This is a genomic window from Streptomyces sp. NPDC059452 (assembly GCF_042750035.1).
GTDB lineage: Bacteria > Actinomycetota > Actinomycetes > Streptomycetales > Streptomycetaceae > Streptomyces.
Genome location: NZ_JBHYVE010000011.1, coordinates 1 through 25,223, shown reverse-complemented (window position 1 = coordinate 25,223; position 25,223 = coordinate 1). Strand labels below are relative to the sequence as shown.

Annotated in this window: 25 protein-coding genes and 2 pseudogenes; 17 read left to right on the top strand and 10 right to left on the bottom strand. The window is 70.2% G+C overall.

Annotated features, from left to right (window positions below; all coding sequences use genetic code 11):
- Positions 1 to 84 precede the first annotated feature (84 nt).
- A complete protein-coding gene (locus ACFW9Z_RS16590) occupies positions 85 to 747 on the top strand; it encodes a response regulator transcription factor (protein WP_384640640.1) in 663 nt (220 codons plus the stop codon).
- Positions 744 to 2,207, top strand: coding sequence for a sensor histidine kinase (locus ACFW9Z_RS16585; RefSeq protein WP_384640638.1), 1,464 nt, complete (start codon positions 744 to 746; stop codon positions 2,205 to 2,207). The genes ACFW9Z_RS16590 and ACFW9Z_RS16585 overlap by 4 nt, the downstream gene beginning before the upstream one ends.
- Positions 2,208 to 2,270: 63 nt before the next feature.
- Here ACFW9Z_RS16585 and ACFW9Z_RS16580 read toward each other — a convergent pair whose 3' ends face one another.
- The 4 genes from ACFW9Z_RS16580 to ACFW9Z_RS16565 all read right to left on the bottom strand — a co-directional run bounded on the left by ACFW9Z_RS16580 (position 2,271) and on the right by ACFW9Z_RS16565 (position 4,928).
- Positions 2,271 to 2,747 (bottom strand): MarR family winged helix-turn-helix transcriptional regulator, encoded by a 477-nt coding sequence (locus ACFW9Z_RS16580; RefSeq protein WP_384640635.1) that lies wholly within the window; start codon positions 2,745 to 2,747, stop codon positions 2,271 to 2,273.
- A gap of 149 nt (positions 2,748 to 2,896) precedes the next feature.
- Entirely contained in the window at positions 2,897 to 3,649 is a 753-nt protein-coding gene (locus ACFW9Z_RS16575; protein WP_384640632.1) for an AIM24 family protein, read from the bottom strand.
- Positions 3,646 to 4,296 (bottom strand): AIM24 family protein, encoded by a 651-nt coding sequence (locus tag ACFW9Z_RS16570; RefSeq protein WP_384640630.1) that lies wholly within the window; start codon positions 4,294 to 4,296, stop codon positions 3,646 to 3,648. The genes ACFW9Z_RS16575 and ACFW9Z_RS16570 overlap by 4 nt, the downstream gene beginning before the upstream one ends.
- Complete coding sequence (locus ACFW9Z_RS16565; protein WP_384641116.1) at positions 4,296 to 4,928, bottom strand: AIM24 family protein; 633 nt, start codon at positions 4,926 to 4,928, stop codon at positions 4,296 to 4,298. Before ACFW9Z_RS16565 ends, ACFW9Z_RS16570 begins: the two co-directional genes overlap by 1 nt.
- Positions 4,929 to 5,197: 269 nt before the next feature.
- Here ACFW9Z_RS16565 and ACFW9Z_RS16560 point away from each other — a divergent pair, with 269 nt between their 5' ends.
- The 4 genes and pseudogenes from ACFW9Z_RS16560 to ACFW9Z_RS16545 all read left to right on the top strand — a co-directional run bounded on the left by ACFW9Z_RS16560 (position 5,198) and on the right by ACFW9Z_RS16545 (position 9,808).
- Positions 5,198 to 5,548 carry a DUF3817 domain-containing protein gene (locus ACFW9Z_RS16560; protein WP_019762251.1) on the top strand — a complete coding sequence of 117 codons (351 nt, stop codon included), beginning with the start codon at positions 5,198 to 5,200 and terminating at the stop codon, positions 5,546 to 5,548.
- Positions 5,545 to 5,834, top strand: a pseudogene (locus tag ACFW9Z_RS16555) (MTH1187 family thiamine-binding protein). Before ACFW9Z_RS16560 ends, ACFW9Z_RS16555 begins: the two are co-directional and overlap by 4 nt.
- A gap of 173 nt (positions 5,835 to 6,007) precedes the next feature.
- Positions 6,008 to 7,849, top strand: a complete 1,842-nt coding sequence (locus ACFW9Z_RS16550) for a glycosyltransferase family 2 protein (protein ID WP_384640626.1) — start codon at positions 6,008 to 6,010, stop codon at positions 7,847 to 7,849.
- A gap of 3 nt (positions 7,850 to 7,852) precedes the next feature.
- Positions 7,853 to 9,808, top strand: coding sequence for a galactose oxidase-like domain-containing protein (locus ACFW9Z_RS16545; RefSeq protein WP_384640623.1), 1,956 nt, complete (start codon positions 7,853 to 7,855; stop codon positions 9,806 to 9,808).
- Between the two features lie 31 nt (positions 9,809 to 9,839).
- Here the strand turns inward: ACFW9Z_RS16545 and ACFW9Z_RS16540 are convergent, their stop codons facing one another.
- The 3 genes from ACFW9Z_RS16540 to ACFW9Z_RS16530 all read right to left on the bottom strand — a co-directional run bounded on the left by ACFW9Z_RS16540 (position 9,840) and on the right by ACFW9Z_RS16530 (position 12,489).
- Complete coding sequence (locus ACFW9Z_RS16540; protein WP_384640620.1) at positions 9,840 to 10,109, bottom strand: hypothetical protein; 270 nt, start codon at positions 10,107 to 10,109, stop codon at positions 9,840 to 9,842.
- Between the two features lie 131 nt (positions 10,110 to 10,240).
- Complete coding sequence (locus tag ACFW9Z_RS16535; protein WP_384640617.1) at positions 10,241 to 11,281, bottom strand: glycoside hydrolase family 6 protein; 1,041 nt, start codon at positions 11,279 to 11,281, stop codon at positions 10,241 to 10,243.
- A gap of 224 nt (positions 11,282 to 11,505) precedes the next feature.
- Positions 11,506 to 12,489 (bottom strand): DUF5937 family protein, encoded by a 984-nt coding sequence (locus ACFW9Z_RS16530; RefSeq protein ID WP_384640614.1) that lies wholly within the window; start codon positions 12,487 to 12,489, stop codon positions 11,506 to 11,508.
- Positions 12,490 to 12,572: 83 nt separating this feature from the next.
- Here ACFW9Z_RS16530 and ACFW9Z_RS16525 point away from each other — a divergent pair, with 83 nt between their 5' ends.
- From ACFW9Z_RS16525 to ACFW9Z_RS16500, 6 genes are all read left to right on the top strand, one after another.
- Positions 12,573 to 13,847: an MFS transporter gene (locus ACFW9Z_RS16525; protein WP_384640611.1), complete on the top strand. Its 1,275-nt coding sequence runs from the start codon at positions 12,573 to 12,575 to the stop codon at positions 13,845 to 13,847.
- Positions 13,848 to 13,857: 10 nt separating this feature from the next.
- Positions 13,858 to 14,367, top strand: a complete 510-nt coding sequence (locus tag ACFW9Z_RS16520; protein ID WP_384640608.1) for a MarR family winged helix-turn-helix transcriptional regulator — start codon at positions 13,858 to 13,860, stop codon at positions 14,365 to 14,367.
- A 91-nt stretch (positions 14,368 to 14,458) separates the two neighbouring features.
- Positions 14,459 to 14,785, top strand: a complete 327-nt coding sequence (locus tag ACFW9Z_RS16515; protein WP_384640605.1) for a DUF3817 domain-containing protein — start codon at positions 14,459 to 14,461, stop codon at positions 14,783 to 14,785.
- Positions 14,786 to 14,859: 74 nt separating this feature from the next.
- Entirely contained in the window at positions 14,860 to 16,560 is a 1,701-nt protein-coding gene (locus ACFW9Z_RS16510) for a methylmalonyl-CoA mutase (RefSeq protein ID WP_384640602.1), read from the top strand.
- A 377-nt stretch (positions 16,561 to 16,937) separates the two neighbouring features.
- Positions 16,938 to 18,293 (top strand): D-glucuronyl C5-epimerase family protein, encoded by a 1,356-nt coding sequence (locus ACFW9Z_RS16505; protein ID WP_384640599.1) that lies wholly within the window; start codon positions 16,938 to 16,940, stop codon positions 18,291 to 18,293.
- Between the two features lie 32 nt (positions 18,294 to 18,325).
- Positions 18,326 to 18,451: a hypothetical protein gene (locus ACFW9Z_RS16500; RefSeq protein ID WP_384640596.1), complete on the top strand. Its 126-nt coding sequence runs from the start codon at positions 18,326 to 18,328 to the stop codon at positions 18,449 to 18,451.
- A 6-nt stretch (positions 18,452 to 18,457) separates the two neighbouring features.
- Here ACFW9Z_RS16500 and ACFW9Z_RS16495 read toward each other — a convergent pair whose 3' ends face one another.
- A complete protein-coding gene (locus ACFW9Z_RS16495; protein ID WP_384640593.1) occupies positions 18,458 to 19,084 on the bottom strand; it encodes a TetR/AcrR family transcriptional regulator in 627 nt (208 codons plus the stop codon).
- A gap of 476 nt (positions 19,085 to 19,560) precedes the next feature.
- Between ACFW9Z_RS16495 and ACFW9Z_RS16490 the strand changes: the two genes are divergently transcribed.
- The 4 genes from ACFW9Z_RS16490 to ACFW9Z_RS16475 all read left to right on the top strand — a co-directional run bounded on the left by ACFW9Z_RS16490 (position 19,561) and on the right by ACFW9Z_RS16475 (position 23,881).
- Positions 19,561 to 20,529: a tetratricopeptide repeat protein gene (locus ACFW9Z_RS16490; protein ID WP_384640590.1), complete on the top strand. Its 969-nt coding sequence runs from the start codon at positions 19,561 to 19,563 to the stop codon at positions 20,527 to 20,529.
- Between the two features lie 621 nt (positions 20,530 to 21,150).
- On the top strand, positions 21,151 to 21,801 hold the full coding sequence (locus ACFW9Z_RS16485; RefSeq protein ID WP_384640587.1) for a DUF6230 family protein: 651 nt from the start codon (positions 21,151 to 21,153) through the stop codon (positions 21,799 to 21,801).
- A gap of 102 nt (positions 21,802 to 21,903) precedes the next feature.
- Entirely contained in the window at positions 21,904 to 22,470 is a 567-nt protein-coding gene (locus ACFW9Z_RS16480) for a DUF6114 domain-containing protein (protein WP_384640584.1), read from the top strand.
- Positions 22,460 to 23,881 carry a hypothetical protein gene (locus tag ACFW9Z_RS16475; protein ID WP_384640581.1) on the top strand — a complete coding sequence of 474 codons (1,422 nt, stop codon included), beginning with the start codon at positions 22,460 to 22,462 and terminating at the stop codon, positions 23,879 to 23,881. The genes ACFW9Z_RS16480 and ACFW9Z_RS16475 overlap by 11 nt, the downstream gene beginning before the upstream one ends.
- A 161-nt stretch (positions 23,882 to 24,042) precedes the next feature.
- Here ACFW9Z_RS16475 and ACFW9Z_RS16470 read toward each other — a convergent pair.
- Positions 24,043 to 24,207: pseudogene (locus tag ACFW9Z_RS16470) on the bottom strand (VapC toxin family PIN domain ribonuclease); the annotation flags it as partial.
- Between ACFW9Z_RS16470 and ACFW9Z_RS16465 the strand changes: the two are divergent.
- Positions 24,173 to 24,454 carry a hypothetical protein gene (locus ACFW9Z_RS16465; protein ID WP_384641133.1) on the top strand — a complete coding sequence of 94 codons (282 nt, stop codon included), beginning with the start codon at positions 24,173 to 24,175 and terminating at the stop codon, positions 24,452 to 24,454. The pseudogene ACFW9Z_RS16470 and the gene ACFW9Z_RS16465 sit on opposite strands and share 35 nt — an antisense overlap.
- 28 nt (positions 24,455 to 24,482) lie before the next feature.
- On the opposite strand, the gene ACFW9Z_RS16460 is transcribed toward ACFW9Z_RS16465, so the two are convergent.
- Positions 24,483 to 25,076 (bottom strand): hypothetical protein, encoded by a 594-nt coding sequence (locus ACFW9Z_RS16460; protein WP_384640578.1) that lies wholly within the window; start codon positions 25,074 to 25,076, stop codon positions 24,483 to 24,485.
- Positions 25,077 to 25,223 lie beyond the last annotated feature (147 nt).

The window sequence follows — 25,223 nt, the reverse complement described above, 5'->3', positions numbered from 1 at the left end:
GGGATCCACACTGCCGACCCGTTGCTGAACGCAGCCTGAAGCCACCTGAAGCCGTCTTCAGGTGGAGTTTGCGAGGCTGTGCGCATGCGCCTGTTGATCGTGGAGGACGAGAAGCGTCTCGCGGTGTCCCTCGCCCGGGGACTCACCGCCGAGGGCTTCGCCGTGGATGTCGTGCACGACGGGCTGGAAGGGCTGCACCGGGCGGGCGAGGGCGGCTACGACCTGGTGATCCTCGACATCATGCTGCCCGGCATGAACGGCTACCGCGTCTGCGCGGCCCTCCGCGCCGCCGGGCACGAGGTGCCGATCCTCATGCTGACCGCCAAGGACGGCGAGTACGACGAGGCCGAGGGGCTGGACACGGGCGCGGACGACTACCTGACCAAGCCCTTCAGCTACGTCGTCCTCGTCGCCCGGGTGCGGGCCCTGCTGCGTCGGCGCGGGGCCGGGACCGCCGCGCCCGTGCTGACCGTCGGCACCCTCCGGATCGACACCGCCGCCCGCCGGGTCCACCGCGGCGAGGACGAATACGCCCTCACCGCCAAGGAGTTCGCGGTGCTGGAACAACTCGCCCTGCGCGCCGGGCAGGTGGTCAGCAAGGCGGAGATCCTGGAGCACGTCTGGGACTTCGCCTACGACGGCGACCCGAACATCGTCGAGGTCTACATCTCCACCCTGCGCCGCAAGTTGGGCGCCGCGTCCATCCGTACGGTGCGTGGCGCCGGGTACCGGCTGGAGGCGCTGTGAGGTCCGTACGGGCCCGGGCCGCCATCGGCGCCACCCTCGTCGTCGCCGTCGCCCTGGTCGCCGCCGGGCTCGCCGTGCTCCTCGTCCTGCGGGCCAACCTGATCGACCAGGCGGACCTCCAGGCGGAGGTGGCCGCCCGCGAGGTGGCCGGGCAGCTCGCCCTGGACACGGCGTACGAGGATCTGGACCTGGACGACGAGGAGGACCACCCGGTCCAGGTGACCGACGAGGAGGGGCGGGTGGTGTTCGTGTCGAAGGGGCTCCAGGCCGTCTCCGGGACCCGTTCGCCGGGCGTCAGCCCCGTACCCTCCGCCTCGGCCGGCGCCACCCCCTCACCCGGGGACGACGGCGACGACGATGATGACGACGACGATGACGACGGGGACGACGACAGCGGGCGGCCCGGCCGGGGCGAGGTCTCCTCCGACGACCCGGACTTCTCCGACGGCACCGCCACCGTGGGCGGGAAGAGCGCCGACTACCGGTTCGCCGCCGTCGAGGCGACCACCCCCGCCGGACTCACCCTGACCGTCCACGCGGGTGCCCCGCTCGCCGCCGAGCAGGAGGCGGTGAACACCGTACGCGGGGCCATGCTGACGGGCCTTCCGCTCCTGCTGGCCGTCGTCGCCGCCGTGACCTGGCTGGTGACCCGGCGCGCGCTGCGGCCCGTGGAGGGCATCCGCCGCGAGATGGCCGCGATCACCGCCTCCGAGGACCTGGCCCGCCGCGTCCCGGAGCCCGACTCGCGCGACGAGATCGCGCGCCTGGCCCGGACCACCAACGAGACGCTCACCGTCCTGGAGGCGTCCGTGGAGCGGCAGCGGCGGTTCGTGGCGGACGCCTCCCACGAGCTGCGCTCCCCGATCGCCTCGCTCCGCACCCAGCTGGAGGTGGCCGAGGCCCACCCGGAGCTGCTGGACCTCCCGGGCGCGGTCGCCGACACCGTACGCCTCCAGGCGCTGGCGGCGGACCTGCTGTTGTTGGCCCGGCTGGACGCGGGGGAGAAGCCGGGGAGCGCGCGTCTTGAGGTGGGGGCGCTCGTCCGCGAGGAGGTGTCCCAGCGGACCGCGGACCGGGTTCCGGTGACGGTGGAGGTGGAGGAGGGCGGGGCGTTCGAGGTGAACGGCTCGCGCGGGCAGCTGGCCCGGGTGGTCGGCAACCTGCTGGACAACGCCCAGCGGCACACCGAGAACCGGATCACCGTCCAGGTGGCGGCCGACGAGGGCGGAGTGCGGGTGGAGGTCCGCGACGACGGGGCGGGCGTTCCCGAGGACGAGCGGGAGCGGATCTTCGAACGGTTCGTCCGGCTCGACGACGCCCGAAGCCGCGACGACGGCGGCGCGGGTCTCGGCCTCGCCATCGCCCGGGACGTGGCCACGCGCCACGGCGGGACGCTCACGGTCCACCGGGCGCCCGAGGGCGGCGCGGCGTTCCGGCTGTGGCTGCCCCGAGCGGCCTGAGGGGCCTGAGCGGCCTGAGGGGGCCGGGGAGCCCGGCGCCCCCAGGGGCGTGACACGGGGCCCTTACGGCTTCCCGCGCCGCCCCCGCAGATGCTCCGCGATCGGCGTCAGCGCCGCGTGCAGCTCCGCGAGCGCCTCGGGGGAGAGCAGGTCCATGAAGTGCTTGCGCACCGATTCCACATGGTGCGGGGCGACCTTCTTCATGGTCTCCGCGCCCAGCTCGGTGAGGACCGCGTACAGCCCCCGCCGGTCCGACTCGCAGTGGGTGCGGCGGACGAGACCCGCGGTCTCCATCCGGGTGATCTGGTGCGAGAGCCGGCTCTTGGACTGGAGCGTGGCGGCGGCGAGGTCGCTCATCCGCATCCGCTGTTCCTCGGACTCGGAGAGGTTGACCAGGATCTCGTAGTCGTTCATGGTCAGGCCGAACGGCTGGAGGTCCTTCTCCAGCTGGTGCATCAGCAGCCTGCTGACGTCCAGGTGGGTGCGCCAGGCGCACTGCTCCGTATCGCTCAGCCAGCGGGTGGCCGTCTCGGTCTCCATATATGGATTCTACCTAAGAAGTTGAAAGCCGGACGAAAGTAACGGGCGTGACGGCGGGCACCTCAGGGCTGCCGGAGTACCGACAGGCTCGTTGGCAAGGGCCGACGGCTGGGCGCAGACGTTCGACGTCACACTCCGCAGCCTACCGCTCACAAGCCGAAGCGACGCTGGAGGTCCCCCAGCTGGCCGGGCGCACGCGGTCCGGAACCGCCGCCCGGGACACCCGGTTCACCCGGCACCGCGCCCGTGGAGCGCTCCGCCATCAGGGCCTCGCTGGACTGCATCAGCACCGTACCCGCCCCCACGAACTCGAACTGGTGCTCCTCGCCCGAGGTGCCGCCGATGCCCGTCAGTGACCGGATTCCGCCCATCACGCCCGTCATGTACCCGTGGTCGTAGTGGTGGCACGGCGAGGGGCAGTCGGCCCACCCCACCAGCGCCTGCGGATCGACCCGCAGCGGCGGCTCCATGAAGACCACGGGACCGTTCGAGGCGGCCACGAACTTCCCCGTACCGATCAGCGTCACGAACCCGGGGACGATCGACTGCTTCAGCGCGAGCGAGGGCTCGTACGCCAGCAGGTTCCCCGAGCGGATCGTGAGATTCCCGTCCTCCAGGTCGAAGGAGTTCACATCGAAGGCCCGGTCCGCCAGCAGCATCTTCCCGCTGCCCTCGGCCACCACCCAGTCGCTCGCGTGCAGCGGCGAATGGAAGCTGGAGCGCACCAGCCGCTCGAACCGGCCGTGGCCGATCCCGTCGAAGTTGATCTGCCCGTAGTAGGCGATCATCTTGCCCTTCTGGAGGAACCACCGGCTCCCCTTGAGCTCCACGCAGAAGGTGTAGGAGTTGACGTTGTCGTCCGACGGCAGCGTCATCGGGTCGAAGATCACGGGCGTGCTCACAGCTTCTCCTCCGAGGCCTGGACGTACACCGCGCCGCTCCCGCTCAGCTCCAGCTGGAACGCCTCGCCGGAGCCGCGCCCCACCATGTCCCGCCAGCCGAGCGCGGTGGACAGCTTGTTGCGGACCTCCCCGTGGTGGGCCACGTACGCCTGCGGATCGACCCGGATGTCCCGGCCCGGGGCGATCGGCAGCTCGATCACCCCGCCGTGCGCCATCACCGCGACCGCGCCGTGCCCCTGGAGCGTGGTGGTGAACAGGCCCTGGCCGGTCACCTGGCCGCGCACCATGCCCATCACCCCGCCCTGCGAGCCCATGAACATCGTGCCCTGCTGGAGGGAGCCGTCGAAGGCGAGGAGGCGGTCGGCCTCCACGTACAGGGTGTCGCCGGCCAGGTTGATCACCTGGATGTGGTGGCCGCCGTGGCCGAACATCACCGTGCCCGAGCCCTCGACCGTCATCAGCGGGGTCGCCTCGCCCGCCACCCGGCGGCCGATCATCGAGGCGAAACCGCCCTGACCGCCCTGGATGTTCGGGGTGAAGGAGACCTCGCCCCGGTAGGCCAGCATCGCGCCGCGCTGGCTGAACAGCTTCTGGCCCGGCACCACCGTGGCCTCGATCATCTTGGAGTTGATCTCCCGGAACGGCATCAGACATCGCCCCCGACGGTGTTGCGCTCGCTCGGCTGTACGTAGACCAGCCCGTCGCCCTCGAAGCGGATCTGGAACGCCTCGCCCGAGCCCTCGCCGATCAGCGTCCGGAAGTTCACCCCGGCCTGGAAGTGCTGTTGCAGACTGCCCTGGTGGGCGATGTACGCGCCGGGGTCGACCGTGAGCGGATACTGCGGCGTCACCCGCAGCAGCACCGCCTCCCCGTCCGACATGATCGCCGCCTGCCCGGTGCCCTCCACCGTGGTGGTGAACAGCCCGTTGCCGCTCGCCCCGCCGCGCAGGCCGGTGAAGGTCGTGCCCGTGCGCAGCCCGGTGTCGGTGGCCAGCAGATTGCTCGCCTCCACGTACAGCTTGTCGCCGTGCAGCGTGACCAGGTTGATGTCGCTCGCCCGGTCGGCGAAGTAGCAGGTGCCCTGCCCGGACACCTCCATCACGGCCATCTGCTCGCCGGTCAGCCGGCGGGTCACCATCCCGCGGATGCCCTCACCGCCGCCGGTCATCTTCTTGAAGGTCATCCGGCCGTCGTACGCGACCATCGAGCCGTTCTTCGCCTTGACGGCATCGCCCGTCAGATCGACGGCGAGCGTCTTGCTGCCTTGGAGTCGGAACATCGCCACGCGACGAAGGTAGCCGCCCGCGCCCCGCCCCGGCCAGGCTCCGGTGAACCCGTTACGCCCCTGATGCGCACCCAGGACACATCCCCGACGCGCACCCGGACCGGCCCTGATATGCGGTGATACGCGCGGCCGCGGGGAGGGTGGCCCCCGGCTCCGGGGGCGTACCGGCGCGATGCCACAATGGGAGCGGCTTGTGCCCGCGTTCACAAGCCGGTAGGACCCCCCCTCCCGCCCACACGACCCCTCCCACCGAAGGTGCCCCTGTGGACATCAAGACCGCTTCCGCCCTGCACCGGCTGCGCCTCATCTCGATTCCCGAGGCGCTGTCCTTCCCGGCCCTGATCCTCTTCGGCTCGGTCCTGAGCCGGGTCTCGGACATCGACTTCCTGATGATGCCGCTCGGCATGATCCACGGCATCCTCTTCGTGATCTACGCCGTGTTCCTGCTCGACGTCTGGATGAAGGCGAAGTGGCCGCTCAAGCGCGTCGCCCTCTTCTTCGTCCTGTCGCTGATCCCCTTCGGCGGCCTCTACGGCGACAAGCTGCTCAAGCAGTACGAGGCCGACGGCGTCATCGCCGCCCGCGCCCGCCGCGAGGGCACGGTCAGCGCATGATCGTCGCGTTCTCGGTCTCCCCGCTCGGTGTCGGTGAGGACGTCGGCGAGTACGTGGCCGACGCCGTGCGGGTCGTACGGGAGTCGGGGCTGCCCAACCGGACCGACGCCATGTTCACCTCGAGGGGGAGTGGGACGAGGTCATGGACGTCGTCAAGCGCGCCGTGGCCGCCGTCGAAGCCCGCGCGGGACGCGTCTCCCTGGTACTGAAGGCCGACATCCGGCCCGGCGTCACCGACGGCCTGACCTCGAAGGTCGAGACCGTGGAGCGCCATCTCGCCCCCTGATACCCCGTCCGGCCTCCGCGCCCCGCGTTCACCCGATAAGCCCCCTGCCGCCACACGGCCGGGGGCTTTTCCGGCTCCGGACCAAGAACCGCTCACTCGGACCTGCCAGGTCGACATACCGTGACCTGTCCCCTTCTGTGGGGATATCAACCCGTTCGACAGTGGGAGGCACGGTGCGGTCGGAGGGCTACGACTACGACACCTACAGCCGGCTCGCGGGTCCGCTCACCGAGCCGGACCCCGAGGGATACCGAGTCCGGTACCGATCCCTGCTCTCGACGGAGAAGCACCGAATAAGGGCCGTCCTCCTGATGACGCTGGCCCCGGTGCTGACCGCCACCCTGATGCTCTACCTGATCTGGCCCACGCACTGGACCGACCGGGAGAACGGGGAGCGCTGGCTCGTCGTCGCCGACACCGTGATGCTGGTCTCGATCGGCCTGATCGGGTTCTTCATGCTGGTCAACGTCGTCTCCATCGCGCACGCGACGATGGTCGCCCGGGACCCCGTACCCGTGACGCCCGAGCCGGGCACCCGGGTCGCCTTCCTCACCACGTACGTCCCCGGCAAGGAACCGCTCTCGATGGTGCGCGCCACCCTCAAGGGCGCCGTCCGCATGACGCACCCCGGTCCGCTGGACATCTGGCTCCTCGACGAGGGCGACGACCCGGCCGCCCGGATGCTCTGCGCGGAGCTGGGCGTGCACCACTTCACCCGGCACGGGGTGCCCGAGTGGAACCGTAAGAAGGGCGTCCACAAGGCGAAGACGAAACACGGCAACTACAACGCCTGGATCGCCCTGCACGGCGACGACTACGACTTCTTCGCCTCCGTCGACACCGACCACGTGCCGATGCCCAACTTCCTGGAACGGATGCTGGGCTACTTCCGCGACCCCGACATCGCCTTCGTCGTCGGGCCGCAGGTCTACGGGAACTACGACTCGGCCGTCACCAAGGCCGCCGAGTCGCAGCAGTTCCTCTTCCACGCGCTGATCCAGCGCGCGGGCAACCGCTACGGCGCCCCGATGTTCGTCGGCACCAACAACGTCGTCCGCATCGCCGCGCTGCGGCAGGTCGGCGGGCTCTACGACTCGATCACCGAGGACATGGCGACCGGCTTCGAGATCCACCGCCGCCGCAACCCCGTCACCGGGCGCTTCTGGCGTTCCGTCTACACCCCCGACGTGCTGGCCGTCGGGGAGGGGCCCTCCTCCTGGACGGACTTCTTCACCCAGCAGCTCCGCTGGTCCCGGGGGACGTACGAGACGCTGTTCAAGCAGTACGCCCGGATGCTGTTCCGGGTGCCGCCCGGCCGGCTCCTCAGCTACACCCTGATGCTCGTCTACTACCCGATGACGGCCGTCAACTGGCTGCTGGGCGTGGGGAGCTGTGTGCTCTTCCTCTGGTTCGGGGCGTCCGGCACCCAGGTCGCCGCCTCCATCTGGCTGATGCTCTACAGCGACGCGGCGGCCCTCCAGATCGGGCTGTACCTCTGGAACCGGCGGCACAACGTCTCCCCGCACGAACCCGAGGGCTCCGGCGGCCTCGCCGGGATGGCCATGTCCGCGCTCTCCGCGCCGATCTACCTCAAGTCGCTCGGCTCGGCGGTGCTGCGCACCGACGGCCGGTTCGTCGTCACGCCCAAGGGCGGCCAGACCTCCCCGGACCGGCTGCTCACCTTCCGTATCCACCTCTTCTGGGCGGCGGTCCTGTTCTCCTCGCTCGCGGCCTCCGTCTACCTGGACCACACCCATGTCGCGATGCGCACATGGGCGACGCTGGGGCTCGCGATAGCCCTCTCCCCGGTCGCGGTGTGGGCCTGGACCCAGTGGCGGGACCGGCGTGAACGGGCGCGCAGCGCCGTACCCGCCCCCACCCCCGTACAGCCGCTGCCCGAGACGGCGTTCGTCACCACCACGACGACCACCACCACGACCACCACGACCAGCGCTCCGGCGGCCGGCACCGCGACGGCCGGTACCACCGCCACCACCACCGCAGGAGGGAACTGAGCCATGGCCTACCGGCCTTCGAAGAAGATGAGGAAGACGCTCCTGGGCACCGGCGCCGTGGTCGTGCTCGCGGGGCTCAACGCCCCGGCGGCACTCTCCTTCGCGGAGGACCAGTACCACGCGTACAAGATCGCCCAGCCGAAGTACAAGGCGCAGTACGGCTCCTGGGAGCGCGTCGACATCCCGAAGGACTACCGGACCAACGCCATCCACGCGGCGCTGCTGCACACCGGCAAGGTGCTGATCGTCGCGGGCTCCGGCAACGACCAGAAGAACTTCGACGCGGGCACTTTCGACACCGTGCTGTGGGACCCGGCGGAGAACACCTTCCAGAAGATCCCCACCCCCGAGGACTTCTTCTGCGCCGGTCACGCCCAGCTCCCGGACGGGCGGCTGCTGATCGCCGGGGGCACCGCCCGCTACGAGGTGCTGGACGACAAGGTGGAGCGGGCGGGCGGCGGGATGCGGGTCAAGAACGAGAACCCGGACAAGCCGCTGAAGCTGAAGAAGGGCACGGTCTTCCGTTCGCCCTCCGGTGTCGAGTACGTGGCCAAGTTCGACGTCACCGTGCCCAAGGCCAAGCGCGAGTTCGAGGTCACGTACTTCAAGAGCGGCCAGATGAAGCCGTGGAAGACGAAGGTGACGGCGGCGGAGCAGCGGGTCTTCGTGGAGGCGGTGAAGGACGGTGTGGAGGCGGTGGCACCGGAAGCCGCCCAGTACGAGATCGTCGGGCTGAAGGGCAAGGAGGCCGACAACTCCTACGGGCTCGCCGAGAAGATCACCATGGACAAGCAGGACTTCCAGGGGATCAGGGCCGCCTACGAGTTCGACCCGACGGCGGAGAAGTACATCCCGGTCGACCCGATGAAGGAGGCCCGCTGGTACCCGACGCTCGTCGGCCTGGAGGACGGCCGGGTGCTCTCGGTCTCCGGCCTGGACGACGTGGGCGCGATCCTGCCGGGCGACAACGAGATCTACGACCCGAAGACCAAGAAGTGGGCCAAGGGCCCCTTCCACTACTTCCCGACCTACCCGGCGCTCTTCCTCACCAAGGGCGGCAAGCTCTTCTACCCGGGCGCCAACGCCGGTTACGGCCCGGCCGACAAGGGCCGCGAGCCCGGGATCTGGGACCTGAAGAAGAACACCTTCACCAAGGTGCCCGGCCTGACCGACACCGACCAGCTGGAGACGGCGGCCTCGCTGATGCTGCCGCCCGTCCAGGACCAGAAGGTGATGGTCCTCGGCGGCGGCGGGGTCGGCGAGTCGAAGAAGTCCACGGCCCGCACGGCGGTCATCGACCTCAAGGAGGCCAGCCCGGCCTTCAAGCCGGGCCCCGATCTGCCGCAGGGCACGCGCTACCTCAACAGCGTGATCATGCCGGACGACACCGTCTTCACCAGCGGCGGTTCCGTGGACTACCGGGGCCGCGGCAACAGCAACATCCTCAAGGCGCAGTCCTACGACCCGAAGACCAACACCTTCAAGGAGGCGGCCGAACCGACGGTGGGCCGCAACTACCACTCCGAGGCGCTGCTGCTGCCCGACGGCCGGGTGGCGACCTTCGGTTCGGACTCGCTCTACGGGGACAAGGACAACACCAAGCTCGGCAAGTTCGAGCAGCGCATGGAGGTCTACACCCCGCCCGCCCTGCACCGGGGCAAGGACAAGCGCCCGGTGATCGGGGCCGGCCCGGAGGCGGTCGTGCGCGGGAAGACCGTCACCTTCAAGAGCGCCGACGCGGACCGGATCGCCACGGCCCGGCTGATGCGGCCGAGCGCGGTCACCCACACCACGGACGTGGAGCAGCGCTCCGTCGAGCTGGGCCTGAAGAAGGGGAAGGGCGAGGTGAGCCTGAGCGTGCCGGACGACGCGACGCTGGTGCCGCCCGGCTGGTACATGCTCTTCGTGACGGACACCGACGGCATCCCGTCGGAGGCGAAGTGGGTCAAGGTGTCCTGATCCCGGGGGCCGCCACGGCCGGGTACGGGTGTCAGGGGCTGGCCGGATCGACCCGGTACCGCAGGGGCTCGCCTTCCACGCGAGGGTCGCGCCGGTAGACGAAGAGCGCGTCCGCCCGTGCGCCGCCCGCCGGTCCGTCCAGCTCGCAGGGGTACGTAACCTGCACTACGGAAGGCCGGTCGGCGACCCGCATGCGTGCCCCGTCCGCGGGGCCGCCGACGAGTACGGCGGTCTCCCACGAGGGTTCTTGTGCCCGCTGCTGTCCTTGGGCTGTCGTGTGTGCCCTGGCTTCGTATCCCATGGCAACACTTTAGAGGTTGCGCAATCTTTGAACTATGGCCGGTCCTCAGGACTTCGCGCGGCGGACTCAGAGCTTTGCCCGACGGACTTCAGGATTTCGCGCGGCGCACTCGGGGCTTCACCCGACGGACTTCAGGATTTCGCGCGGCGGGCCAGCCCCAGTGCGTACTCCGGCCACCAGGTGCCCGCCTCGGGCCCGCCCCGGCAGGTGCCGTCCGACTCGCCGGGCCGCTTGATCCACAGGTAGGCGTCGAGCCGGTCGTCGCGGGTGTCGGTGGTCGGCGGGGTGCCGAGCGCCCGGCCCGGCGGGTTGCACCAGGCCTCGGCGCGGTCCCCGGTCAGGGGGCCGCCGCCGTTGCGGCTGGTGTCGATCACGTAGTGCGCGCCGCCGACGGAGTCGGAGAGGAGGGCGCCGTACTCCTTCACGCTCGCGTTCGACTGGAAGTTGGAGACGTTCAGCGAGAAGCCGTCGGCCCGGTCGATCCCGGCCTGCCGCAGTGGCTCCGCGATCTTGTACGGTTCCGTGATCCAGTCCGGGTTGCCCGCGTCCAGGTAGACCTTGGTCCGCGAGTTGGCCTTGAGGGCGTCCACGGCCTCGGAGAGCAGTTCGTAGCGCTCGGCATGGTGCTCGGGCGGGGTGCAGCCGTCCGCGATGTGCGGGAGGGCGTCGGGCTCCAGGATCACGGTCGCCGGGGCGTCCCCGATGGCGTCGGCGAACTCGTCGATCCAGGACCGGTAGGTGTCCGCGTCCTTCGCGCCGCCTGCAGAGTAGAGCCCGCAGTCCCGGTGGGGGATGTTGTACGCGACGAGCAGGATGCTCTTCTCCGTACGGGCGGCGGCCTGCGCGGCGTCCCTGATCTCCGGGGCCGGATCGTCCCAGGCGGGCCAGAGCGCCACCGGGCGGTCCGCGATCCGCCGCAGCGCCTTCGCGTCCGCCTCCCGCCCCTGCCGGTCCCAGGTGCGCACCTGGCGGGCGGCGGCGCTGTCGGGGTCGACCCAGTACGGGGACGCCGCGCTCGGCGCGGGTTCGCCGCGTACGGACCCGGCCTCGGCGGCCGCGGGGCTCGCGCCGCCCGGCGAGGAACAGCCCGCCGTGAGGGCGGCCGTCAGGGCGACGGCGGCCAGGGCGGGGAGAACGCCGAAGACTCTGCGGATGGTGCTGCGGCCGGACATCCAGCCCCCTCGGACGACGGTGGCTCACGGATCGGGACGGGCGGCGCCCGGGGATGCCGGAGCACGCGCAGGGAAACGTCAGCAATCGTGACATAACGGTCACCGAGAGTGGTGGTGCGACACCATCCGTTACGGGGCTCCGGTTGCCGAGCTCCGTAACAGAGCCCCTTAGCGGAGCCCCGCAACAGAGCCCTGCAACAGAGCCCCGTATCACCGCCCCCTCCTCAGACGGATCCCGCCAGCGCGATCCCCAGCGGTGTCCGCTCGTACAGCACCTGGTGTCCGTACCGCCGTGACGTCAGCAGCCCCGCCCCGCGCAGCACCGACAGATGCGCCGATACGGAGGAGGGGGCGAGGCCGAGCCGGTGGGCCAGGGTGGTCGTCCCGGCCGGTTCGTCCAGCGCGCACAGGACGTCCGACCGGACCCGGCCCAGCAGCCGGGCCAGGGTCTCCGGCGTCCGCTCCCCGGCCTCCGTCCACAGCCCGCCGATCCCGCGCGCCGGGTAGATCAGTCCCGGCTGCCACGGCTCCAGGTGGCCTCCCACCACCTCGGGCCAGACGAAGACGCTCGGCATCAGCACCAGCCCCTGGCCGCCCAGCACCTGGTGGTGGTCGCCCCGCGTCCCCTTCACGGTGAGCGTCGATCCGTTCCAGCTCAGCTGGGTGCTCACCTCGCCCAGCAACTGTTCGAGCCCGCTGTCCGCGAGCCGGCGGGAGTGGTAGGCGATGTCCGCCTCCAGCAGGGCCCGCAGCCGGGGCCAGTACGGCTCGATGAGCGCCTGCCAGGCCTGTTCCAGCAGGTCGGCCAGCTCGCGTACGGCACGCGCCGGATCGGCCAGCAGACGGCGGCCCACCGCCGACTCCCGTGCCCCGGGCCGTTCCTTCAGGGCCAGCTCCATATCGGACAGGGCCAGCTCCGGACCGACCGCCCGGACGCCCGCGATCTCCTCCTCGAACGTGGCGAGCGGGCCGATCGGCGGCGGGCAGATGAAGTCCGGGTTGTGGCCGCCGTCCGGCATCAGCAGCCACAACGGTTCGAGGTCGAGGCCCGCGGCCGCCTCGCGGATCCGCCGGAGCCAGGGCAGGTGGTAGCCGTGGCGGTAGGGGCGGGCCAGGGTGCGCACGGCCTCCTGGGTCTCGACCAGCGGCGAGAGCGCGAACCGGCAGCGCAGCAGGTCGCTCTCGTCGAAGTGCAGCTGGAACGGCATACCGGCCTCCCCGCCTGGGCATCGGACATTCGTCCCCAGCCGAAAGTCTAGGGCGCGCGGCCGTTCCGCCCCAGGCTCTTCCCATGCCCCAGGGATCTTCCTCCGCCCCGTCGGCCGGTTACCGCGCCGTCTTCGCCGTCACCGAGTTCCGCGCCGTCTTCGCCGCCCATCTGCTCTCGCTCCTCGGCGTCGTCGTCAGCGAACTCGCCCTCACCGTGCTCGTCTACGACCTCACCGGCTCCCCGCTGCTCAGCGCGCTGACGTTCGCGCTGGGGCTGATCCCGTACGTGATCGGCGGGACGCTCTTCGCCGGGGTCGCCGACCGCTACCCGGCCCGCCGGGTCCTGGTCACCTGCGACCTGATCTGCGCGGCCTGCGTCGCCGTGATGCTGGTGCCCGCCACCCCGGTCGCCGGACTCCTCGTGCTGCGCTGCCTGGTGGCGGCCGTCGCGCCGGTCTTCACCGGGACCAGGATGGCGGCCCTGACCGACATCCTGGGCGAGGGCGACCTCTATGTCCTGGGCCGTTCCCTCCTGCGGATCGTCTCGCAGAGCGCGATGCTCGTCGGGTTCGGCGTCGGCGGGGTGCTGCTGGCCGCGCTCTCCCCGCGCGGGGCGATCACCGTCACCGTGGTGACGTTCCTCTGCTCGGCCGTCCTGCTCCGCTTCGGCACCCGTGACCGTCCCGCCCGGGCCGGGGCGGGCGGCGGCCCCCTGCTGAGGGAGTCGCTGGCGGGGGCGCGGCTGGTCCTGGGCGACCGCCGGATCCGGGCGCTGATGCTGCTGTCCTGGCTGCCCGCGATGTTCGTGGTCGCCCCGGAGGCGCTGGCCGCCCCGTACGCGGACCGGATCGACGCCGGTCCGGCCGCCGTCGGGCTGCTGCTCGGCGCGATGGCCGTGGGGCATGTGGGGGCCGAGCTCTTCGTGGGCTCCGCGCTCCGGCCCCGTACCCGCTCCCGGATCGTGCTGCCGGTCGCCGCCGTGGGGTTGCTCCCGCTGGTCGTGTACGCGGTCCGCCCGGGGCTGCCGCTGGCCCTGGCCGCCCTCGCGCTGGCCGGGATGGGTGCGGCGTACGTCATCGGGCTCGACCAGTGGTTCGTGGACGCCGTGCCCCCGGAGCTGCGCGGCCGGGCGATGACGCTGCTGACCGCCGGGCTGATGACGATCCAGGGCCTCGGGATGGCGCTGGCGGGGCTCGCGGCCGAGTTCTTCCCCGTCCATCAGGTGGTCGCCGCATCCGGAATCATCGGTACCGCCGTCTCGCTCCTCGTCGTCGCCGAGGTCCGCCGGACGGCCCACGGACAAGTGTCCGATATCGAAGGGCGAGATGGGGCTGACCGGCATGTGACCAGTGGGTAAGGTCGATGCCGTGCCGAAGCCGCTCAGCCTTCCCTTCGATCCCATCTCCCGTGCCGAGGACCTCTGGCAGCAGCGCTGGGGACCCGTGCCCTCCATGGGGGCGATCACCTCGATCATGCGGGCCCAGCAGATCCTGCTCGCCGAGGTCGACGCCGTCGTGAAACCGTACGGGCTGACCTTCGCCCGGTACGAGGCGCTGGTGCTGCTGACCTTCTCCAAGGCCGGTGAGCTGCCGATGTCCAAGATCGGGGAGCGGCTGATGGTGCACCCCACCTCGGTCACCAACACCGTGGACCGGCTGGTGAAGTCCGGCCTGGTGAGCAAGCGCCCCAACCCCAACGACGGCCGGGGCACGCTCGCCTCGATCACCGACAAGGGGCGCGAGGTCGTCGAGTCGGCCACCCGGGAGCTGATGGCGATGGACTTCGGACTCGGGGTGTACGACGCGGAGGAGTGCGCGGAGATCTTCGCCATGCTCCGGCCGCTGCGGGTGGCCGCGCAGGACTTCGACGAGGGGTGAGCGCGGCGTCTCCTTGAGGGGTGAGCGTGGCGTCCCCTTAACGGTGGGCCCGCGCGAAGATCGCCCCGGGGGCCCCGTTACGCTCGTGTCCATGAAACAGAACGTGCTCACCCGCTACCGGGTGATGGCTTACGTCACCGCCGTCTGGCTGCTCGTCTTCACGGTGGCGATCATCGCGAAGTACGGGTTCCAGACCGGCGACACCATGGTGATCTCGCAGATCCACGGCGTGCTGTTCATCGTCTACGTCATCTTCGCCTTCGACCTCGGCTCCAAGGCGAAGTGGCCGTTCGGCAGGCTCCTGTGGGTGCTGGCGGCCGGCTGCATCCCCTTCGCCTCCTTCTTTGTCGAGCCGAAGGTCAGCCGCGAGGCCCAGGCGCTGGTCACCAAGCCCGCCCCGGAGCCCGCCAAGGCTTGATCCGACCGCCCCGCGCGAAAGCGCCGGGCGGTTTGCCATCGACATTTACTAGGACGTCCTAGTAAATTCGAACCATGGACGCTGACGCGATCGAGGAAGGCCGCCTCCGCTGGCAGGCCCGTTACGACAAGGCCCGCAAGCGCGACGCGGACTTCACCACGCTCTCCGGGGACCCGGTGGAGCCCGCGTACGGGCCCCGCCCCGGCGACACGTACGAGGGGTTCGAGCGGATCGGCTGGCCGGGGGAGTACCCCTTCACCCGGGGCCTGCACCCCACCGGCTACCGGGGCCGCACCTGGACCATCCGCCAGTTCGCCGGGTTCGGCAACGCCGAGCAGACCAACGAGCGCTACAAGATGATCCTCGCGGCGGGCGGCGGCGGACTCAGCGTCGCCTTCGACATGCCGACCCTGATGGGCCGCGACTCCGACGAGTCGCGCTCGCTCGGCGAGGTCGGCCACTGCGGGGTCGCCATCGACTCCGCCGCCGACATGGAGACCCTGTTCAAGGACATCCCCCTCGGCGACGTCACCACCTCGATGACGATCAGCGGCCCGGCCGTCCCCGTCTTCTGCATGTACCTGGTCGCCGCCGAGCGCCAGGGCGTCGACCCGGGGGTGCTCAACGGCACGCTCCAGACCGACATCTTCAAGGAGTACATCGCGCAGAAGGAGTGGCTCTTCCAGCCCGAGCCGCATCTGCGCCTCATCGGCGACCTGATGGAGCACTGCGCGCGGGACATCCCCGCCTACAAGCCGCTCTCCGTCTCCGGCTACCACATCCGCGAGGCCGGGGCGACGGCCGCGCAGGAGCTCGCGTACACCCTCGCGGACGGCTTCGGCTACGTCGAGCTCGGCCTCTCCCGGGGCCTGGACGTCGACACCTTCGCCCCCGGGCTCTCCTTCTTCTTCGACGCGCACCTGGACTTCTTCGAGGAGATCGCCAAGTTCCGCGCCGCCCGCCGCATCTGGGCCCGCTGGATGAAGGAGACGTACGGCGCCAAGACCGACAAGGCGCAGTGGCTCCGCTTCCACACCCAGACCGCCGGGGTCTCCCTCACCGCGCAGCAGCCGTACAACAACGTCGTACGGACGGCCGTCGAAGCGCTCTCCGCCGTCCTCGGCGGCACCAACTCGCTCCACACCAACGCCCTCGACGAGACCCTTGCCCTCCCCTCCGAGCAGGCCGCCGAGATCGCCCTGCGCACCCAGCAGGTGCTGATGGAGGAGACCGGCGTCGCCAATGTGGCCGACCCGCTGGGCGGCTCCTGGTACGTGGAGCAGCTCACCGACCGGATCGAGGCCGAGGCCGAGAAGATCTTCGACCAGATCAAGGAGCGCGGCACCCGGGCCCACCCCGACGGGCAGCACCCCATCGGGCCGATGACCTCCGGCATCCTGCGCGGCATCGAGGACGGCTGGTTCACGGGCGAGATCGCCGAGTCGGCCTTCCAGTACCAGCAGTCCCTGGAGAAGGGCGACAAGCGGGTCGTCGGCGTCAACGTCCACCACGGCTCGGTCACCGGCGACCTGGAGATCCTCCGGGTCAGCCACGAGGTGGAGCGCGACCAGGTCAGCCAGCTCACCGCGCGCAAGGCGGCCCGGGACGACGCGAAGGTGAGCGCCGCCCTGGACGCGATGCTGGCCGCCGCCCGGGACGGCTCGAACATGATCGCCCCGATGCTGGACGCGGTACGGGCCGAGGCCACGCTCGGCGAGATCTGCGAGGCGCTGCGCGAGGAGTGGGGGACGTACACGGAGCCGCCGGGGTTCTGAGTCCTACGGCGGAGGGCCCGCGTTCCACGGGCCTTCCGTGCCGAGCGTCAGCGTGAGCCGGGCGGGCCTTCCGTGCCGAGCGTCAGCGTGAGCCGGGCGGGCCTTCCGTGCCGAACGTCAGGGTGAACAGCGCCCCGCCGCCCGCACCCCCGCTGAGGGCGCGCAGGGAGTCGGGGCCGTACAGTCCCGGCAGCGGCCGGTGACCGGAACCGGCTTCGCACGCGAAAGCCCTGGACTGGGGGGCACCTGAGGGGCTGCGGACAGGCGGTACCGGCCCCGCAGTTAGGATGAAGAACCCTCAAGGAACCCGGCAGCTGTACATGAATTGTCAAAGAAAGCGGAGCCGCATGATACGCACGAGATTTCTCGCAACAGCGGTGGCTGCGCTCATGATAACGTCCGGCTGCACCATGGGGGGCAAGGAGCCGAAGGAAGTCGGCGCCCCTATATCAGAGAGTCGCGAAAAGGCAATGCCGGCCTTCTCGGACGGCTTTTCCTTCATGGCTGAGGATTTTTATAAGATCGCCTGGACAGAGGACGGATACCCGGGAAAGGATGCGGGTGACGGAACTGTCTACGAGCACCCGATCTACCCGACCTACGTGCTCCAGGATTATCTGAAGCAGTATGAGAAGAGTCCCACACCCGCCCTCAAGGACGCTCTCAGCACCGTCGCCCACGCTGCCGTGGACAGAATGGTGCCGCACGAGAATTCCCTTGTCTTCTGGTATGAAGCGGGGGGTGGCAGTCGACTCTATGAGCGCCACTACTCCGCGCTCACTCAGGGCTACTACGCCAACCGCCTGTACGACGCCGGTAAGGTCCTCAAGGACCAGGAGCTGCTGGACGCGGCCGAGAAGGCATTCCTTTCGCTCACCGTACCGGCCGAGAAAGGCGGCGTGCTGTACCGGGACTCGCACGGAGTCTCCATCGCCGAGGTGCCGCAGCACCCCAACAGCTACATCCTTAACGGCTGGCAGTCGGCGCTGTCCTCCGCCTGGCAGTACTGGCTCGCTTCCGGGGACGAACGCGCACGTGATCTCGTCCTGAAGTCATCCCGGACCATGGCGAAACTTCTGCCGCTCTATGATGCACCGGACGTGGCGAATTCCCGATACGGTCTGACCGGGTTCCTCTACGTCCGCACAGTGGACAGCGATCTTGAAGATGCCACCGTCACCGTGCCAGGAGAAGGGGATTTCGGTCTCGCCTCTGCGAAGGATCCGTCACGGTGGCAGAACCATCGCGTTGATGACCGGCGAGTCAACCTGGTCCTGTCAAAAGCATCCTTTCCGAAGAAGAACACCCTGTCGATCGACGTCTCGAAAAACACCGCTGTTGAGGCGTACGTCGGAGAATACGACCCCTTGTCGTCGTCCCCGGTGAAGGGCGAGTGGATCGAAATCGGACAGGTCGGACCGGACTCTCCCGAGCTTAAGGTCCCCTGGGAAGTGGTGAACAAAACCGTCTACCCGACGAACTTCATCAAGAAGATCGACGGCAAGAACACCAATGTGTATCACTCGGTCCACGTGAAGCGCCTTGCCGAGCTCGCCGAGGCCACCAAGATCGAGGAGCTGCAGGAGTGGGCCGACCGTTGGGCCGACGCCATGTGCCGCTGGGGCGGCCTGCCCCAGTACGAGGGCCTGTACGCCAGGCCGGTGGCGGGGATCCACGAGCCGGGCATGGAAGGCGTAAGCCGTTCCGTCAAGGAGATCTGCGCCGACCGCTGAGGTTCGACTCGTGGTGTCGTCCTGTAGATCTGATGGTCAGCCGGTCCCGTGAGGCGGCGAACTGTTCCAGGGAAGAGGCGCTGGAGCGGACCTCGGCCCGGGTGGCGGAGCAGCTGCACTCTTCGCGACTCCTCGCGCCGGGCCGCTACCAGGTGTGAAGGGCGCTACCCCGCCTGGGCGCCGGACAGCCCCAGCAGCAACAGCGTGGTGAACCCGCTCGCCCACTCGGCGTCCACCGGCTCCGCGCTCACCAGCGTCCGGTGCACCACGGCCCCGGCGATCACGTCGAAGATCAGGTCCGCGTTGCGGGCGGCGGTCGAGGCGTCGTCCTCGTACCGCAGCTCGCCGCGGGCCTGGGCGCGCTCCCGCCCCAGGAGCACCAGCCGCTTCTGCCGGTCCACGATGGCCGAGCGGATGCGGCGGCGCAGCGAGTCGTCCCGGGTGGACTCGGCGACCACCGCCATCAGCGCCGTACGGGTCTCCGGCCGCTCCAGCAGGGCGGCGAACTGAAGCACCACGCCCTGGACATCGGCGGCCAGGCTGCCCCGGTCGGGCAGCTCCAGCTCGTCGAAGAGGACGGCGACCGCGTCCACGACCAGCTCGTTCTTGCCCGCCCAGCGCCGGTACAGGGTCGTCTTGGCGACTCCGGCCCGGGTCGCCACATCGCCCATGGTCAGCTTCGACCAGCCGAGATCGACCAGGGAGGCGCGCGTCGCCTCCAGGATCGCGGCATCGGCCGCGGTGGAGCGCGGACGTCCCGTTCGGGTGGCTTTGGGGTCGGTGTCGCTCATGATGCGGCGACCATACCGGCCGGTAGGGATGGCCGTTCCACCCCTAACTCCGTGAGACAGATCACCGGGATGGCCTGTTCCGGTGGGCTGATCGGCAGTTACGCTACGGGTCGTAGCGTAAGGAAGGCGGCTGGCCCGCCCCCGCATGCCACGAACGAGCGACAGCCACCGGGGTCTCCATGGAGACCTCAGGCGCCGGGTGGGGACCCGGAGCCGCACGGACCGGCCGGATGGGGATCCGGAAGGTCCACCAGGGTCTTTCAGGGACCCGTTTCCGTTCCACGGGGTTCTTTCAGGGGCCCCACGGGGGTTCTTCGAAGGTCCCTGCCGGGGTTCTTCAAAGCCCCGTCGGGGTTCTTCAGGGGCCCTGGGGCCGTCTCTGTCCGCCCGCCCGGCACTCCGGCCGGTGCCGCGGACCGGGGTCCGGTTCCCGTATCGCTTTCCGGAACGGTGTGGTCAGGGGGGAGGATGTACGTATGCAGCCTAGGAACATGTCCATGAGCGGCGTTGTCGACCTCGCCGCTGTCAAGGCGGCCGGCGAGGCCAAGGCCAAGGCGGAGCAGGCCCGTGCAGCGGCCGCCCGTACGGGGGGCACCGGTGCCGTGGCGCCCGCCGCCCTGGTGATCGACGTCGATGAAGCAGGCTTCGAGCGCGATGTCCTCCAGCGTTCCGCCGAGGTCCCGGTCGTCATCGACTTCTGGGCCGAGTGGTGTGAGCCGTGCAAGCAGCTGGGCCCCCTGCTGGAGCGCCTGGCCGTCGAGTACAACGGCCGCTTCCTGCTGGCCAAGGTCGATGTCGACGCCAACCAGATGCTGATGCAGCAGTTCGGCATCCAGGGCATCCCGGCGGTCTTCGCCGTGGTCGCCGGGCAGGCCCTCCCGCTCTTCCAGGGCGCGGCCCCCGAGGCCCAGATCCGCGAGACGCTGGACCAGCTGATCCAGGTCGGCGAGGAGCGGTTCGGACTCACCGGGATCGCCGTCGACCCGGACGCCCCGGCGGACGCCGCCCCGGCCGAGGTGCCGGCCGGCCCGTACGACTCCCTGCTGGAGGCCGCCGCCTCCGCGCTCGACGCCAATGACTTCGGCGGCGCCGTGCAGGCGTACAAGAACGTGCTCGTGGACGATCCGGGCAACCCGGAGGCCAAGCTCGGCCTCGCCCAGGCGGAGCTGCTCGGCCGGGTCCAGACGATGGACCCGCAGCAGGTCCGCAAGGACGCGGCGGACAACCCGGGCGATGTGGACGCCCAGATCGCCGCCGCGGACCTGGATCTGGTCGGCGGCCATGTCGAGGACGCCTTCGGCCGGCTCGTCGAGGCGGTCCGCCGCAACACCGGCGACGACCGGAACACCGCCCGGCTGCGGCTCCTGGAGCTCTTCGAGGTGATCGGTCCGGAGGACCCCCGGGTCACCGCCGCCCGTACCGCCCTGGCGCGCGTTCTGTTCTGATCGAGCTGTTTGTGCCGATGTGACAAGACGGCCGCGATACCCCTCGGGTATCGCGGCCGTTTTGCCGTCCGGGCGCTAAGAGGGGCCCTCCCTTTACCAAATCTTGACAAAGCGACGTGCTGTTACTGGCAGTAAGTCGGGGTGGTTGGTCTGCCCCGTTTCCATGGAGTTTCCGGGTATTTTCCTGTCCCTTTCGTGCCACCCTGTGTGGCCGCATCGTGTCGCCCGGTCGCGGCTTGGATATCAGGTCGTTACTGGCAAGTAACGAACCCCCTTGTGCGGCGGCGCCGAATGCACCACGATCGGCCACGCTCGGTCCCATACCTCCAGCCCGGTCCCCAGCCGGTGCCTGAGGGCCTGTTGGGTCCCCACCGAGTGGGCCGGCGGCAGTGGCGCCGGCCGTGGACAGGGGGGTTCCCGCCGACAGGCGGGGCCTGTCCGACCGGCTGTGCACACCGTGCAGCCAGTGGTTTGTCGCTCGGGGGTGAACGCCGGTGGATCGGATGCGGGACATGCCTCCGTTTCCAGGCGCTCTCCTTCCCGAGGACGTAGCGCTTCTCCCATCCCAGGACGGGTTTCCTGCCCGGCCGGAGATGTACGTCCGAGAAGAAGGAGCAAGTTATGAGTTCCCAGGTTCGCGGTGGGACGAGATGGAAGCGTTTCGCTCTGGTCATGGTGCCGAGCGTCGTCGCGACCGCAGCGGTGGGTGTCGGTCTCGCGCAGGGTGCGCTGGCCGCGTCGTTCAGCGTGTCCGGTCAGAGCTTCAAGGTCAGCACCGACCGGCTGGAGGGCGAGGACTTCGTCCAGTACGGCAGTGTCGCGGTCGGCAAGGACCTCGACGGCAAGGACGCGGCGCACGCGGTCGCGGTCTCGGGCTTCAGCAAGGCCACGATCACCAACATGTGCCAGTCGGTGGTCACGCCGAAGGTCCCCTTCCTCGGCAACGTCAGCCTTGAGCTGAGGGCCGGCACGAACCCCAAGAAGCCGGTCGAGGCCACCAACCTCTACCTGGACATCGCGCAGCTCGACGCGGACGCCGAGTTCCGGAACATCGACATCGGTGTCGCCGCCGGTTCGCTGAAGAAGCCGAACAAGCCGGGCAGCATAGGCATCCAGCCCGGTACGCAGGCGAAGGAGGAGGGCTTCGCGCAGCGCGCGGACGGGGCCGTCCTGACCAAGGTGCAGCAGACGGCGTGGGCGACCACGGCCGGCACCTTCAAGCTCAGCGACCTGAAGCTGAGGCTGCACTCGGGCGTCAAGGAGTGCTTCTAAGCACTCGCCCCGGGTGGCCGGACCACGCCCGCAGGCCGGGCGGCCGTCCGGCCACCCCCCTCCTCTTCTCACCGCAGTACCGGTTCCAGGGAGCTGTTTTCCATGAGCCCCGAGTCCACAGGGCAGAACAAGCACAACCTCACCGTCTACCGGCGGGGATTCCGTACCTGGCGGGGTAACCGGCCGTTCTGGGCGGGTCTGTTCACCATGCTGGGCGGTGCGCCCATCGCCTACTTCCCGTACGCCGACCTCAAGCTCGGCAATATGACGCTGGCGATGTCCACCACCGCCGGTGCCGGGTCCCTCATCATCGGGGTCCTGCTGATCACGCTCGGCCTGACCATGTGGTTCCACAGCATCGTGCGGGTCTTCGCCGGTGTGGCGGCCATCCTCCTCGCGCTGATCTCCCTTCCCGTCGCCAACATCGGCGGCTTCCTGATCGGATTCCTCTTCGCGCTCGTCGGCGGAGCCCTGTCCATTTCCTGGGCGCCGGGCGAGCCGAAGCCGGACGCGGAGGACCCGCACGCGGTCCCCTCGGCCCTGGACAAGCGGCAGCCGGAGGGCAGCGGGTACGAGGGCGCCCTGCACGGCGCGGCCGTTCCCCGGCAGCAGCCGGGCGACCACGACACGGCCGACGGGCTGGACGGGGGGACACATCGTGCGGGGTGACGACGGGCACCAGAAGGACGCGTACGCCGGTGACGTCCCCCGCGAGCGCAAGGGCCCCCGCCACGCGGCCCCCAAGAAGTCGCTGCTGACCAAGTTGCACATGCCGAGCGGCAAGAAGGCGTTCGCGCTCGCCGCGATGCCGACGGCGGTCTTCGTGGGCATGGGCCTCACGCCCAAGCTCGCCATGGCCGACGGCAACCCCGACATCCCCTTCGCACCGGGCCCGTGCGTCACCCGCTCCGACGAGCCGAGCCCCTCCGAGACCGGGTCCGAGACCCCGAAGGCCTCCCCAACCCCGTCGGCGACGCCCACGGAGGCGCCGGACAAAGGCGGTACGGAGAAGGAGCCGGGCCAGGACGACACCGCTACCCCGGCCCCCACGGAGAGCGGTCCGGCCACCGAGGACCCGGTGGCCGGGCAGAAGCCCGACACGGCGGCGGACCGGGCGCGGAAGCCCCCCGCGGACAAGCCCTCCCCGGAGAAGCCCGCCGAGGAGCCGAGCGCCACCCCGGCGCCCACCAAGTCCAGGAACCCGCTCGACCCGCTCGGTCTGGGCGACGCGCTCAAGGACCTCTTCGACCCGAACAGGGGCAAGGACAAGGCCGGGGAGAAGCCCGAGGAGACGGCGAGCCCGTCCCCGACCCCCACGGCCGACGCCCCGAAGCCCCCGGGCCGGCCGAAGGCCCCGGAGAAGAAGGCCCCGGAGAAGGACGCCCCGCCGAAGGACCCGGCGAAAGGCGCCTCCGACGGCCAGGCGAAGGACGCCTCCGACCAGGCGAAGGGCATCTCCGACAAAGCGGCCGACGCCATCCGCGAGGCGGCCGAGAAGGCGGGCCGGGACGTCGAGGAGCTCGACGAGGACGTCAAGGGACTCGACCCCAAGAAGGACGAGGACATCCCGGACGGCGCCAAGCCCCGCTTCCCCTGCCCCGAAGCCGACCCGCAGGCCCTCGCCGCGGCGGCCCTGGAGCCCGGCATCCCGCTGCTCCCGGCCGACCCATGGGTCCTGGAGTCCTCGCTGCTCACGCTCAACGGGCTGGACTACAAAGGGATCGTCGAGGTGAAGAAGGCGGACGGCAGCATCAAGAAGGTGCTCAAGTTCACCGCGAGCTCCATCGACATCAAGGACCTTCACCAGCTCACCGTCGGCCCGGCCGGCACCACGGGCCATGTGAAGTCGCGGCCCGGCTCCACGTCGACGATCCGCAACGGCACGGTGACGATGTACACGGAGGAGCTGAAGGGCAACCTCTTCGGCCTCATCCCGATCACCTTCAGCCCGCAGACCCCGCCCCCGCTGAACGTGCCCTTCGCCTTCTTCACCAAGGTGAAGGTGGTCCAGGCCGGCCAGTTCGGCGGCACGCTCAAGGTCCCGGGCCTCCAGAACTACCTGGAGGGCGGCAGCCGCTAGCCCCGGCCGCCCCCGCCCGCCACCCGATCCCGTCCGGGAGCCGCACGCAGCCGTGGGCCGTACCCCTCACCAGGGGTACGGCCCACGGTCATCTGCCCGTGGAGCACCGCAGGCAGGCTCACCGGCACGACGGTGAGCAGTTCGTCCAGTCCTCCGAAGCCGTCGTAGTCGCTCTGCTCGTCGTTCCTGCGGACCTCGTGCGGACCGGCCGAGAGCTCGGCGAGCGTGATGGTGGTGATTCCCACCTCGGCGGGCAGCTCCTCCGGGGCGATCCACTTCCGCAGGATCACGATGTTCGTGGCGCAGAACGGCCGGGTCCGCTCCACCGGGACCTGGCAGACCCGGCCGGACGGGGACTTCGACCTCTCCGTACGCGAACGGGACGGCGTCCTCGTCCACCGCTGGACGCTGAGGGCCGGACGGACGGTACCGGCCGGGACCCATGTCTTCGCCGGGCAGTACGACCACGCCCCGGGCGGCCGTGACGCCGGGCCGGACATGTACCGGGCCACGGCGCGGACCGCCGACGGCACCTCGTACGAGGTTGGCGGCGACTTCGCGCGGACGACCTGAGAGAGCGAACTGTAAAAGGGGGCGGAGCCTAGGCGTCCGGCTGCGCCGGGACCGTCGACACCGCGCTGTAGAAGACCGAACGCCCCTGCTTGGAGCGCTCCAACAGCCCCTGGGCCACCCCCTGTTCCAGCGTGTTGCGCACGACGGTCACCTGGACGGTCCGCTCCGGGTGGGCCTCGGTCAGCCCGGCGGCGACCTCCGTGGCGGACCTGGGCTCGCCCTCACCCGCGAGGTAGGCGGTGATCAGCTCGCGCCAGGTCGGCTCTCCGGGCTTCCTGGGCGAAGTGCCCTTCTTGGCGGCGGTCTTGCCGGAGGCCTTGCGTCCGGCCGGGGCGGTGCCCGCCTTCCGGGACGCCGCCCTGCCGCCGGAGCGGCGGGCCGCGGGGACGGCGGTCCGCTTGCGGCCCTTGCCGTTCTTCGCCGTCGACGTGCCGGTGGCGCCGAGTACGTCCTGCATCTTCGTCAGGACCTGCTGGCTCTCCTCCAGGCGGACGAGCTCCTCCTGAAGCCGCGCCAACTCCGCGCGCACCCGCTCCTGGTCGCTCAGGTTGGCCGCCAAGTCGTCCGCGACCCGCTGTGCGTAGTCCGCTGTGACGCTGGAAGAAGAGTGGTTTCCGGACATGTGTTCCTCGGCCTTCGACGCGGTGGGCTTGGGTGTAGCGACGATGGTACCCATGCGAATCAAGCCAATTCGCCTCGAACGTGAGCGCCCACCGCTGTCGCCCCGCGACGCGACCGGGCCGGGCCCGGGTGCCGTCCGCCCGAGGGG